Below are 12,414 nucleotides of genomic sequence, written 5' to 3' on the forward strand. Positions count from 1 at the left end.
ATATCCGTCATCTCTCAGATAACAGCATTCTGAAAGCTCAAGGATATGTCAGTGTGTATAAACGAGAATAAGCCGCGCATTCCTTACGGAAGCACGGCCTTTATAACTACTACTCTGTCTGTTATGAGGATTAAATCCTCAGAAGACTAGTACAGACGAGTGCGGCGTGCGTTTTCGCGAGCCAATTTCTTCGCGTGACGTTTCACAGCAGAAGCTTTAGCGCGTTTACGCTCAGTCGTTGGTTTTTCATAGAACTCACGACGACGAACTTCCGCCAGAACACCTGCTTTTTCACAAGAACGTTTGAAGCGACGCAGTGCTACGTCGAACGGCTCGTTTTCACGTACTTTAATTACCGGCATGTAACTCTCACCTTTAATAATTCGGTTTGCCGCTGGCCTACGTGCCAGCTAATTCAAAATGGTGCGGAATTTTACTGCAACTCTTGCCGCAATGTAAAGCACCGAACGCGATAAACCCGCCTTTTAAGGCCGATATCTTCCAGGGGCGAGAGTATACACCATATACAACGCGATAGGCAGCAACGTTTTACAAAGAGTCTCGGTCAGCTTAAACTTCGCGACGGGTCAACGAGGTAAAAGCCATGCGTGTATTAGGTATTGAAACATCCTGTGATGAAACAGGTATCGCGATTTATGACGATGAAGTAGGTTTGCTGTCGAATCAGCTGTACAGCCAGGTAAAACTGCATGCTGATTACGGTGGTGTGGTTCCAGAGCTGGCTTCGCGCGATCATGTCCGTAAAACGGTACCGCTTATTCAGGCGGCGTTAAAAGAGGCCGGATTATGTGCCAGTGACATTGATGGTGTCGCCTATACGGCAGGTCCGGGTCTGGTGGGAGCACTGCTGGTTGGGGCAACTATTGGACGTTCACTGGCTTTTGCCTGGGATGTACCTGCCGTTCCTGTGCATCATATGGAAGGTCATCTGCTCGCGCCGATGCTGGAAGAGACACCGCCAGATTTTCCTTTTGTGGCTCTGTTAGTGTCAGGCGGCCATACGCAGCTGATTAGCGTCACGGGGATCGGTCACTATGAGCTATTAGGTGAATCTGTCGATGATGCAGCAGGTGAAGCTTTTGATAAAACAGCTAAACTGCTGGGACTGGACTATCCAGGCGGGCCTTTGTTGTCAAAAATGGCAGCACAGGGCACTCCAGGGCGGTTCACCTTCCCTCGACCGATGACAGACAGGCCTGGTCTTGATTTCAGTTTCTCAGGCTTAAAAACCTTTGCAGCGAACACGATTCGTGAAAACGATGCAGATCCTCAGACTCAGGCTGATATCGCCCGTGCATTTGAAGATGCGGTTGTTGATACTCTGGCGATTAAATGTAAGCGCGCCCTCGATCAGACCGGATTCAGTCGTTTAGTTATCGCCGGTGGGGTCAGCGCTAACCGAACCCTGCGTGCAAAACTGAAAGAAATGATGGCAAAACGTCGTGGGGAAGTGTTTTATGCTCGTCCGGAATTTTGTACCGATAATGGGGCGATGATTGCTTACGCCGGAATGATCCGCCTCAAAGCAGGCACGGTGGGTGAATTGAGTGTGACGGTCAGGCCTCGCTGGCCTTTGGCCGAGCTGCCACCAGCCTGACTGATAGCACTTCATTGACTGCTGAGCGAACAGAGATAGGACTATTCTCTGTTCACTCAGCAGTTCAACAATGGCCCCGTTATTCTTTTTTTACTTCATCCGCTTCTGCTTCTGATTTCTTTTTGCGCCGTAGTCTGGGCCAGATTTTATTCTCCTGCCCGCGGAACAGGCGTTGAATATTGTCGTGATGACGCAGCAGTATCAGGCAAGAAAGCATGGCAACAGGGAAAGTGAACTGTGGTTTAAACCACCAGACATAAAACGGGGCAATCAGGGCGCTGATAATGGCTCCCAAGGAAGAATAGCCGCTGAGCAGCACGCTAAGTATCCAGGTTACGGCCATCACGCCGGTTAAGTCCCAGCCGATAGGCGCTATGGCACCAAAAGCTGTCGCAACGCCTTTACCTCCGCGGAATTTAAAGAATACTGGCCAGATGTGTCCCATACAGGCGGCGATAGCCACCAGGCCCAGCCAGAAGGGTGGAACCCCCAGAGCATAAGCTGCCCAGACGGGAAGCATACCTTTCAGAACATCAAAAATTAGTACCGCTACGGCCGCGCCTTTACCACCAATACGTAAAACATTGGTCGCTCCGGGATTACCAGAACCGCTCTCGCGTGGATCGGGGAGACCGGCAATACGGCAAACCAGAATGGCGCTTGATATTGAGCCGCAGAGATACGCGATGAGAATCATACCCGGCGCGATTGCACTCATAATGCTGTTCCATTTTGAAAGTGTCGAAGTCTTCTCTGCATCTGTGGATAATACGCATATTTCGTCGGAAGTGGTATCCGGCACCGCTAAAAACAAGGCAGAGATAATGGATATTGTGTTTATAGAACAACTTACAGTGATTACCACTATCGGTGTTTATGACTGGGAACAACAGATTCAACAGAAACTGGTGTTCGATTTAGAAATGGCATGGGACAACCGCCCGGCGGCAGCCAGCGATAAGGTTGAGGACTGCTTAAGCTATGCTGATGTGAGTGAAACCGTGATAGCACATGTACGTGATGGGCGTTTTGCCTTGGTTGAACGTGTAGCCGAAGAACTGGCGCAAATTCTGCTGGCGAAATTTAACTCCCCTTGGGTTCGTATCAAGGTCAGTAAACCTGGGGCGGTTGCTCAGGCTGCTAATGTTGGCGTGATAATTGAGCGTGGACAGCGCCCGCTGGCACACCGATAAGCATTGCCCTGTGCTGACTGAGGCTCCCTTACTGTGACGCCAGCGCTGGATACATACCATAGAAACTAATCCTGCGCAGAGCAGGATTATTTCTTGACCTATAATTCATATTGTAAATAGCTGTATTATTTTATTAACCATAAAAAATATTACGAAGAGGGCGATTTCAATCTTAGTATAATAATTCCTGGTGTTTTTAATAAATAAGGCATTAAGGGGCTGTCTACTACCAGCTGATTATCTTTTGAAGACGAGGCGTGACGAAATACAGGACCTTTTTCGGTAGTAAGAAAAAAACCAACATGAGTGACATCCAGTCCTGGTAATGGTGTATAAATACCAATAAGATCGCCTGACTTCAATTTACTGATTAGCGTAGTATTAATCGCCGAGCTGGGGATGTAATTAATGCTTCGTGAAACAACAGGAATTCCGGGAAGATATTTTTGAGTTTTAGTTTTTTGATTAAGTGATTTAACGCATTTTACGGTGTGTGGACTTAGTTGAGTTGTGATGTCTTCAGCTATTTTATATTCACGATTAGCCCAGTCAGTGAAAAAATGTTTTCTGTTATAAAAGCTAATATTAGCGTCGATGTAGCGCGTTTTAATAATGTTTTTTAAAAAATCATTCTGTGAATGAGATATATGTAAGGCAACAACATAGTCCAGATAAGTGAAGCAATCTAATCCTTTGAAATTTATTATCAATTTTTCTGGTTTTATATCTGAGCCATCAAGCGTATTACTCTGGTAAGGCGTGCCGAGAAATTTTTCTGAGATCAGTGATATTTTTTTACTCTGACTCAGTAATTCATCGTTTGATATACTCTGTATTATGGTGTTGATTTTGTGTAATGTATAAGCGTCAATGTTTGTGGTTTCAGGAATAATAACGGGTTCTTTTTTCTGTGATGCTGCCGCTATAATAGGTTCCTGAAAGCGACATTCTATTGAGAGTGCAAAGATAATTATGAGGAAAACTAATTTTTGCATGCTGCTCTCCGTAGCTCGTCCTAAGATATATTTCCTGAATTTCACTGGATATTTTTCAGAGTGAAACGAATAAGTTTTCATTTCAAAACACTTATGAAGTAAGTACAACTATTATTCTGTGTTTGTAGCGTTTTTTATAAAAATGTATTGCGGGGATATATGTAATGTGAATGGGTGTTAGGCGTGAAATATAATATATTTAAATGCAAAGTGAGAGGTGTTGTATATTTTATCCAGGGAATTTCGTCAGACAGATTTGCCTGACGAGCTGAGAAGTAAATATCAGATATCGGGTGGAGTTGTCAGGCCATTCTCTTGTTTCCAGAGAGCGACAGCCTGAATTCTGCGTTTTGTCAGCTCCTCACGGATTTGAGGACCCTGAAAACCTGCATCAATAACCTCTTTATTCGTGACGCGCTGGGCAGCCTCCCATGCCGCGCGGAGCAGGCGTCCTTGCGGGTAGTCATTGGCTTCAAATCCAGTACGACCACGGGCATCGGCTTCGCTCGTCAGAGCAATTTGCTCCACTCTCCAGGGCTTACGCCAGGCATCGATTTTATCAAACAGTTTAATCACTGTTTTCGGCTGTAAGATGGGGAATGTATGAATCAAGTCGTGGAATTCGGCAACCAGTTTTGCCAGATCACGAATTTCTGTCGGAACACGTAATCTGTTACACAGGCGTTCAACCAGTTTCACACCTGCCGGGCCATGACCATGGTGGCTGGGCCACTTTTCTGGTGGAGTCAGAGCCTTACCAAGATCGTGACACAGGGTTGCAAAACGGACATCAATCTCAGGGCTGAGCTGAGCCGCCATAGTTAGTGTCATCAGGGTATGAATGCCGGTATCAATTTCCGGATGCCATTTGGCAGGAGCCGGGACACCATAGAGTGCGTCAATTTCTGGAAACAGTTCTTTCAGAGCACCACATTCACGTAATACGGCAAAATAAATTTGTGGGTTACGACAACCCAGTGCTTTTTCTGTCTCTTTCCATACCCGTTCTGGCGTTAAATGTGCCAGAGAACCATTGGCGGCTATCTCACTCATTAACGTCAGGGTTTCAGGGGCGATACGAAAGTTAAGGTGGGCAAAGCGAGCAGCAAAACGTGCCACGCGCAACACGCGCAAGGGGTCTTCATTAAAAGCCGGTGATACATGGCGGAGGATACGATTTTTCAGATCCTCTAAACCGCCATAAGGATCGGTAAGCGTGCCGTGCTCATCCTCAACGATTGCGTTGATGGTCAGGTCACGGCGTAGTAAATCCTGTTCCAGTGTAACATCAGGCGCGGCATAGCAAGTGAAGCCCGTATATCCCTGACCTGACTTACGTTCAGTACGAGCAAGGGCATATTCTTGATGTGATTCTGGATGTAAAAAAACCGGGAAATCTTTACCCACTTGCTCATAACCGGCGTCCAGCATTTGCTGAGGCGTTGCGCCAACCACCAGCCAGTCTTTATCTTTAACCGACAGGTTGAGCAATTTGTCCCGTACTGCTCCACCGACCAAATAAACTTTCACCTGCAACTCTCCAGTAACTTTTTGTTAACTTTCATACTAAGTATAGATGCAAGGTGAATCAACCCGTCATACTTTAACTTGCCTGCGTATTATCTGCGTTCAGCCCGCCGAGTTACATAGTTTTTCTATGCTCATCGACAGGCTAAACTTGTCACCTAAAGACAACCTGAATTATTTTGGCTGGCAGATTAATCAGTTCATCCAGCGGTCATTTTTCTTGCGTCTTGGCAGCATTCTTGGCAGCAGTAACCCAACCAGCAGGCCAAAGCCCGCAACCCCACCACCGTAAACAAACCACTGTAAAATAATGGCACGTTGTTTATCGTCCAACTGGACATTGGCAGCATTGACCTTTTTCTGGGCGACAATTAACTGGTTCTTGAGTTGCTGATTTTCTTCTTTCAAACCATTGATAACCTCATCACTTTGCGCAACTTTCTTCTGCATTTCTGCCGTGCGCTGATTCCAGGTGGTATCAATATTGGTCAGTTTATCGGTCAGCGTCTTGAGCTGACTCTCTAATTCTGGCACTCGGGTGCGGATGCTCGGCGTATTGCTTAATTGCGCGAGCGGGATCCAGACAGTACGACCATTACTTTCTCGTATTTGACCGTATTTAGTCTCTTCATTACGTTGCAGTAAGGTGACTTCTTCTCCGGCATTAACGGTACCGACCAGGCGGTAGCTATCACTCGGGCCACTTCGTACCCAAGTATTCAGTTCATCAGAAACATAACGTTTTTCGTCGGCATTAGCCGCGACGGAAACAGTAAGAGACAGCAAAGTGAAGCAAATTAGGCGTAAATTAAGCATTAGATCGACATTTTTTCATGAGTTGTAGAAGGATAGTAGTGGCAACAGTCTGACGGTGCAATCTATTAACCGGAATGAGAATCATCCAGGAACCCCGTCATACTTCAAGTTGCCTGGGTGTTACCTGCGTCCAGCCCGCCGAATCACATAGTGTGTCTATGCTCATCGGCGGGCTGAACTTGGCGCCTACGGGCAACTCGAATTATTTAGGGGACCCCGTCATACTTCAAGTTGCCTGGGTGTTACCTGCGTCCAGCCCGCCGAATCACATAGTGTGTCTATGCTCATCGGCGGGCTGAACTTGGCGCCTACAGGCAACTCGAATTATTTAGGGGACCCCGTCATACTTCAAGTTGCCTGGGCGTTGCCTGCGTTAAATTAGCCGAATCACATAGTTTGTCTATGCTCATCGACAGATTTTACTCGGTGTTTACAAGCGACTCTAATTATTCAGGGTGGATATTTAGCTCATTATTGCAATTTCTTACGGGTAAATACGCGACCTTACAGCTTTTTTTATCGTACTATCTGAGTATCTCATGTTAACTCTCAGGCGTGCTACGTTGTAGTGCGCTCCACCGCAAAGTAAAGAAGATATGGCTCAGGAAATCGAATTAAAATTTATCGTCAATCCACCGGTGATTACATCATTGAGTGAAAAATTGAATGCCCTGTCGCAAGAGCAGCATGGAGCACGCCAGCTAGTGAATATCTATTATGAAACAGCAGATAATTTTCTGCGTCGTCATAATATGGGGCTGCGTATTCGTGGCAATGGCAATCACTATGAAATGACCATGAAAACCTCAGGTCAGGTGACAGGTGGTTTGCATCAGCGTCCGGAATACAATGTGCCACTGAGCGAACCCACGCTTGATCTGGCGTTGTTACCTGCAGAAATTTGGCCGCAAGGCGTGGATGTTGCAGAGCTTCAGCAGCAGCTTAATCCATTATTCAGCACGAACTTTAAGCGTCAGACCTGGATTGTTCAGCAAGGAACCAGCCGTATTGAACTGGCTCTCGACCAGGGTGAAGTGATCGCCGGTGATTTACAAGAACCTATCTGCGAGTTAGAGCTTGAGCTGCTGGAAGGTGAAGCCAGCGCATTACTTATTCTGGCAGAGCAATTAGTAAATGAACCGGGCTTACGCATGGGAAGCATGAGTAAGGCTGCCCGTGGCTACCATCTTGCGCAAGGTGCGGTTGAGCGTGCAATTAAGCCACTTGATCTGTTATCTCTGGCGCCTAAAACTACGATTGAGCAAGGTCTTCAAGCTTCTCTGGCGCAGTCGCTGGAAAGCTGGCTCTACCATGAAGAACTCTGGTTGCGCGGAAATAAAGCGGCGAAACAACATATCATGTTAGCAGCGGGCAATGTCCGCCATATTCTGGCGTTATTCGGCGGAATTATTCCGCGTAAAGCCAGCTCACAGTTACGTGATTTGTTGCTCAGTTTTGAAGCCAGCCTTACAGAACATAACAAAGGTGATGAAGTTCTGTTCAGTGCCCAGGCCAGTATCACTAAGCTAACATTAACCCGCTGGCTGTTTGAGTCCCAGTGGCGTGACTTTGTTGATGAGAAAGGGCTGGTTAAGCTCGATGGTTCTTTAAAGCGTTTTGCTGATGGCCATCTTTCACGACATTCTGCTGAATTAAGAGCGATTTTCCAGCGTCCGTTAGGCGATGCCTATGCAGATAAACTGACCCGCCTGGTACGTGAATTAGATGCTGCACGTCTGCTGGCTGGGATCTATCGTACTCAGCAAGCATCATCCTGGCTGGAAAACTGGCAGGGGCTGTTTGATGCAATAGTGACGAATCAAATCGTTGAGATTGAGCATTATCGTAACGAAGCTATTTCGCAGGCACCTTTCTGGCTGCATAGCGGAAAATAACTGACAGGCAAGGAATACCACCATGATGCCGCTTACTCCCTTGTTACAGCAACACTTGCAGGTTGTGTTATCACATCTGCCTGAAGATATGGATGCCCAAAAACTCACGGATGAGGCACGGGCCGTGCTCTCTCTTAGTGATTTTGTTAGCGACAGTATGGCGGTATATCCGGCCTGGCTCGACGATTTACAACAGACGGCACCTGAGCCTGAAGAGTGGCAGCAGTATGCCAGCTGGCTGCAAGTCGCGTTGCAAGAGGTATCGGATGAAGCCGCGCTGATGCGTGTTCTGCGCCAGTTTCGCCGTCGAATCATGGTGCGAATCGCCTGGTCTCAGGCGCTGGAACAGGTCGATACCCTCGAGACACTCAAACAACTGAGCGTGCTGGCGGAAACCTTAATTATTGCCGCTCGTGACTGGCTGTATAACGCTTGTTGCCGTGAATGGGGTACCCCGGTTAATGCCGAAGGTATTGCCCAGCCGCTGTTGATTTTGGGTATGGGTAAACTGGGCGGTGGTGAGCTCAATTTTTCTTCAGATATCGATCTTATCTTTGCCTGGCCGGAACATGGCTCGACCGCGGGTGGCCGTCGTGAGCTGGATAACGCCCAGTTCTTTACTCGTCTTGGCCAGCGCCTGATTAAAGTACTGGATCAGCCTACCGCAGATGGCTTTGTTTATCGCGTGGATATGCGTTTGCGGCCGTTTGGTGATAGCGGTCCCTTAGTGCTCAGTTTTGCGGCCCTGGAAGATTACTACCAGGAGCAAGGTCGAGACTGGGAACGCTATGCAATGGTCAAAGCCCGTGTGATGGGTGACAACGACGATATCTGGAGCCATGAGCTACGCAAAATGCTGCGTCCTTTTGTCTTTCGCCGCTATATCGATTTCAGCGTGATTCAGTCTCTGCGTAATATGAAAGGCATGATTGCGCGTGAAGTCCGGCGACGCGGTCTGACTGACAATATTAAACTTGGCGCGGGAGGTATCCGTGAAACAGAGTTTATCGTTCAGGTATTCCAGCTTATCCGTGGGGGGCGTGAACCCTTATTACAGTCCCGGTCGCTGATGCCGACTTTGGAGGCAATCGAGCAACTTAATCTGTTGCCTGCTCATGATGCTGCCCGGCTACGTGCTGCCTATCTTTATCTGCGTCGGCTGGAAAACTTGCTACAGAGTATTAACGATGAACAGACCCAGACTTTACCTGGTGATGAGCTAAATCGCGCTCGCCTGGCCTGGGGGATGCGGGTGACCGACTGGCATGAGCTGGAACAATCGCTACAGCAACATATGCACAATGTCCGACAGGTATTTAATGAATTAATTGGTGATGATGAGCCCGAAGCGGGGGAAGATAGCGCATCTGAAGCCTGGCGTGAGTTATGGCTGGATGCACTGGATAGTGACGAAACAACCCCGGTACTTAACCATCTGACACCTGAAGTCAGGCAGCAGGTTATCAGGTATATCGCTGATTTTCGTGAGGATACTAATAAACGCACCATCGGTTCGCGGGGCAGGTTAGTGCTGGATCAACTGATGCCGCGTTTATTACGTGAGTCCTGCCAGCATGAGAGCGCCGCTCTGGCGCTTTCCCGTGTGATCCCAATCTTGCTGAGTATCGTTACCCGAACGACCTATCTGGAGCTATTAACGGAATATCCCAGCGCGCTCAAACAACTGGTGACGCTCTGTATTGCCTCGCCGATGATTGCTGAAAAGCTCGCAAGATATCCGCTATTACTGGATGAGCTGCTGGATCCTAATACGCTGTATCAGCCGACGGCGACCGACGCCTATCGGGATGAACTACGCCAGTATTTACTGCGCGTTCACGATGATGAAGAGCAGCAACTGGAAGCGCTACGACAGTTTAAACAGGTACAGTTATTGCGTGTTGCTGCGGCAGACATTACCGGGACTCTACCCGTAATGAAAGTGAGCGATCACTTAACCTGGCTGGCAGAAGCGATTATTGATGCTGTTGTGCAGCAGGCCTGGGTGCAGATGGTTGCGCGTTATGGGCAACCTCGTCATTTACTGGGGCAAAATAGCCGCGGATTTGCGGTCGTAGGTTATGGAAAGCTGGGTGGACTGGAACTGGGTTACAGCTCCGATCTCGACCTGGTCTTTTTACACAGCTGCCCGGCAGATGACACCACCGATGGTGAGCGTGAAATTGATGGCCGCCAGTTTTACTTGCGCCTGGCGCAGCGTATTCTGCACTTATTCAGCACCCGTACTGCATCAGGTATTTTATATGAAGTTGATGCTCGCTTACGTCCGTCGGGAGCCGCTGGCATGCTGGTTACCACGGTAGACGCGTTTGCAGAGTATCAGAAAAATGAAGCCTGGACTTGGGAGCATCAGGCTCTGGTGCGCGCGCGAGTGGTGTATGGCGACCCAGTGCTAAACCAGCAGTTTACCGCTATCCGGCATGAAGTGTTGTGTCGGCCGAGAGAAGGGAAAGTGCTACAAACTGAAGTCCGGGAGATGCGCGAAAAAATGCGTGCACACCTGGGGAATAAAAAACGCGACCGTTTTGATATCAAAGCTGACCAGGGCGGTATTACGGATATTGAGTTTATTACCCAGTATCTGGTACTCCGCTATGCATCGACGAGCCCTGATTTAACGCGCTGGCCTGATAATGTGCGAATTCTGGAGCTAATGGCGCAGGATAATATTATTAGTGAAGAAGAATCCAGAGCACTCACACATGCCTACGTCACCTTACGTGATGAGCTTCATCACTTGGCCTTACAAACGCTGCCGGGTCATGTGGCATTGAACGTATTTGTTGAAGAGCGGGAACAGGTTAACCGTAGCTGGCAGACCTGGCTTGGTGAGTCACAAGCATGCGCAACGAACTAAATATGTTATTATCCCACGCAAAATTTTATCCCGTGCTGGAGAGTCAGGAATGAAAGTAACACTGCCGGAATACAGTCGTGCAGGTGTCATGGTGGTTGGTGATGTGATGCTGGATCGCTATTGGTACGGTCCAACCAGCCGTATTTCGCCGGAAGCTCCGGTGCCAGTGGTTAAAGTTGAGACTATCGAAGAACGCCCTGGAGGGGCTGCAAACGTTGCAATGAATATTGCCTCGTTAGGTGCAGGCTCTCGTTTGGTCGGACTTACCGGCATTGATGATGCTGCTCGTGCGCTGAGTCAGACACTGGCAGGTGTTAACGTAAAGTGTGATTTTGTTTCTGTGCCCACTCATCCGACGATAACCAAACTTCGGGTTCTCTCTCGTAATCAGCAACTTATCCGTCTGGATTTTGAGGAAGGATTTGCGGGTATTGATCCTACCCCCTTGCATGATCGTATTAGCCAGGCGTTGCCACACATTGGCGCTCTGGTTCTGTCAGACTATGCCAAGGGTGCACTGGAAAGTGTTCAGCAGATGATTTGTCTGGCGCGCGAAGCCAATGTTCCGGTACTTATCGACCCGAAAGGTACTGACTTTGAGCGTTATCGCGGAGCAACTCTACTGACGCCAAACCTGGCAGAATTCGAAGCTGTGGTAGGTAAATGTCATAGTGAAGAAGAATTAGTGGCTCGTGGTATGGCGCTGATCGCTGATTTTTCATTATCTGCTTTACTGATAACCCGTTCAGAACAAGGTATGACCTTACTGCGCCCTGGCGTCGAGCCTTTTAACCTGGCCACGCAGGCACAGGAAGTTTACGACGTTACCGGTGCGGGTGATACGGTGATTGGCGTGCTGGCTGCGACCCTGGCCTCCGGCCATTCGCTGGAAGAAGCCTGCTATTTTGCCAATGCTGCCGCGGGTGTGGTGGTGGGTAAACTCGGTACCTCAACCGTTTCTCCTGTTGAACTGGAAAATGCGGTACGTGGTCGTTCAGATACCGGATTTGGTGTGATGAGCGAAGCCGAACTTAAGGTCGCCGTTGACGCTGCCCGTAAACGTGGCGAGCGGGTTGTGATGACCAATGGCGTGTTTGATATTCTGCATGCGGGCCATGTATCTTATCTGGCTAATGCCCGTAAACTGGGTGACCGACTGATTGTCGCGGTAAACAGTGATGCTTCCACCCGCCGTCTCAAAGGTGAAACTCGCCCGGTGAATCCTCAGGATCAGCGCATGGTGGTACTGGCGGCACTTGAAGCGGTTGATTGGGTCGTACTGTTTGAAGAGGATACGCCACAACGTTTAATTGGTGAGATCTTGCCTGACCGACTGGTGAAGGGTGGGGATTATACGCCCGATCAGATTGCCGGAAGCCAGGAAGTGTGGGCTAATGGTGGCGAAGTCATGGTCCTGAACTTTGAGGACGGTTGCTCTACGACGAATATCATCAAGAAGATCCAGAGCCATAGCTAAATCTGTATTATGGTG

The 12,414-nt window shown here is 48.5% G+C and carries 10 protein-coding genes; 5 read left to right on the forward strand and 5 right to left on the reverse strand.

The genetic code is table 11. The features are described from left to right. Positions 1 to 146 precede the first annotated feature (146 nt). On the reverse strand, positions 147 to 362 hold the full coding sequence (rpsU, locus tag M2387_RS17455; RefSeq protein WP_001144069.1) for a 30S ribosomal protein S21: 216 nt from the start codon (positions 360 to 362) through the stop codon (positions 147 to 149). Positions 363 to 604: 242 nt separating this feature from the next. Here rpsU and tsaD point away from each other — a divergent pair, with 242 nt between their 5' ends. After that, complete coding sequence (gene tsaD / locus M2387_RS17460; protein ID WP_259051214.1) at positions 605 to 1,618, forward strand: tRNA (adenosine(37)-N6)-threonylcarbamoyltransferase complex transferase subunit TsaD; 1,014 nt, start codon at positions 605 to 607, stop codon at positions 1,616 to 1,618. Between the two features lie 79 nt (positions 1,619 to 1,697). Here tsaD and plsY read toward each other — a convergent pair whose 3' ends face one another. Next, positions 1,698 to 2,336 (reverse strand): glycerol-3-phosphate 1-O-acyltransferase PlsY, encoded by a 639-nt coding sequence (gene plsY, locus M2387_RS17465; protein ID WP_259051216.1) that lies wholly within the window; start codon positions 2,334 to 2,336, stop codon positions 1,698 to 1,700. Positions 2,337 to 2,442: 106 nt separating this feature from the next. Here plsY and folB point away from each other — a divergent pair, with 106 nt between their 5' ends. After that, positions 2,443 to 2,811: a bifunctional dihydroneopterin aldolase/7,8-dihydroneopterin epimerase gene (gene folB, locus M2387_RS17470; RefSeq protein WP_259051545.1), complete on the forward strand. Its 369-nt coding sequence runs from the start codon at positions 2,443 to 2,445 to the stop codon at positions 2,809 to 2,811. Between the two features lie 149 nt (positions 2,812 to 2,960). On the opposite strand, the gene M2387_RS17475 is transcribed toward folB, so the two are convergent. From M2387_RS17475 to M2387_RS17485, 3 genes are all read right to left on the reverse strand, one after another. Continuing rightward, positions 2,961 to 3,806: a DUF1460 domain-containing protein gene (locus M2387_RS17475; protein ID WP_259051218.1), complete on the reverse strand. Its 846-nt coding sequence runs from the start codon at positions 3,804 to 3,806 to the stop codon at positions 2,961 to 2,963. A gap of 282 nt (positions 3,807 to 4,088) precedes the next feature. Beyond that, positions 4,089 to 5,336 carry a multifunctional CCA addition/repair protein gene (locus M2387_RS17480; protein WP_259051219.1) on the reverse strand — a complete coding sequence of 416 codons (1,248 nt, stop codon included), beginning with the start codon at positions 5,334 to 5,336 and terminating at the stop codon, positions 4,089 to 4,091. Positions 5,337 to 5,528: 192 nt separating this feature from the next. Beyond that, positions 5,529 to 6,149 (reverse strand): TIGR04211 family SH3 domain-containing protein, encoded by a 621-nt coding sequence (locus M2387_RS17485; RefSeq protein WP_259051220.1) that lies wholly within the window; start codon positions 6,147 to 6,149, stop codon positions 5,529 to 5,531. Between the two features lie 596 nt (positions 6,150 to 6,745). On the opposite strand from M2387_RS17485, the gene M2387_RS17490 reads away from it, so the two are divergent. From M2387_RS17490 to hldE, 3 genes are read left to right on the forward strand one after another with little or no spacing between them, the layout of a single operon-like run. After that, positions 6,746 to 8,044: a CYTH domain-containing protein gene (locus M2387_RS17490; RefSeq protein WP_259051221.1), complete on the forward strand. Its 1,299-nt coding sequence runs from the start codon at positions 6,746 to 6,748 to the stop codon at positions 8,042 to 8,044. 22 nt (positions 8,045 to 8,066) lie between these two features. Continuing rightward, on the forward strand, positions 8,067 to 10,922 hold the full coding sequence (gene glnE / locus M2387_RS17495) for a bifunctional [glutamate--ammonia ligase]-adenylyl-L-tyrosine phosphorylase/[glutamate--ammonia-ligase] adenylyltransferase (protein ID WP_259051222.1): 2,856 nt from the start codon (positions 8,067 to 8,069) through the stop codon (positions 10,920 to 10,922). Between the two features lie 49 nt (positions 10,923 to 10,971). After that, entirely contained in the window at positions 10,972 to 12,399 is a 1,428-nt protein-coding gene (gene hldE / locus M2387_RS17500) for a bifunctional D-glycero-beta-D-manno-heptose-7-phosphate kinase/D-glycero-beta-D-manno-heptose 1-phosphate adenylyltransferase HldE (protein ID WP_259051223.1), read from the forward strand. The last annotated feature ends 15 nt before the right edge of the window (positions 12,400 to 12,414 follow it).

Source organism: Klebsiella sp. BIGb0407, from assembly GCF_024807845.1.
Taxonomy (GTDB): domain Bacteria; phylum Pseudomonadota; class Gammaproteobacteria; order Enterobacterales; family Enterobacteriaceae; genus JGM124.

What these genes read in the sequence shown, in the direction of transcription:
- rpsU (WP_001144069.1), bottom strand. Translation starts at nt 362, where the DNA reads ATGCCGGTAATTAAAGTACGTGAAAACGAGCCGTTCGACGTAGCACTG.
- tsaD (WP_259051214.1), top strand. Translation starts at nt 605, where the DNA reads ATGCGTGTATTAGGTATTGAAACATCCTGTGATGAAACAGGTATCGCG.
- plsY (WP_259051216.1), bottom strand. Translation starts at nt 2,336, where the DNA reads ATGAGTGCAATCGCGCCGGGTATGATTCTCATCGCGTATCTCTGCGGC.
- folB (WP_259051545.1), top strand. Translation starts at nt 2,443, where the DNA reads ATGGATATTGTGTTTATAGAACAACTTACAGTGATTACCACTATCGGT.
- M2387_RS17475 (WP_259051218.1), bottom strand. Translation starts at nt 3,806, where the DNA reads ATGCAAAAATTAGTTTTCCTCATAATTATCTTTGCACTCTCAATAGAA.
- M2387_RS17485 (WP_259051220.1), bottom strand. Translation starts at nt 6,149, where the DNA reads ATGCTTAATTTACGCCTAATTTGCTTCACTTTGCTGTCTCTTACTGTT.
- M2387_RS17490 (WP_259051221.1), top strand. Translation starts at nt 6,746, where the DNA reads ATGGCTCAGGAAATCGAATTAAAATTTATCGTCAATCCACCGGTGATT.
- glnE (WP_259051222.1), top strand. Translation starts at nt 8,067, where the DNA reads ATGATGCCGCTTACTCCCTTGTTACAGCAACACTTGCAGGTTGTGTTA.
- hldE (WP_259051223.1), top strand. Translation starts at nt 10,972, where the DNA reads ATGAAAGTAACACTGCCGGAATACAGTCGTGCAGGTGTCATGGTGGTT.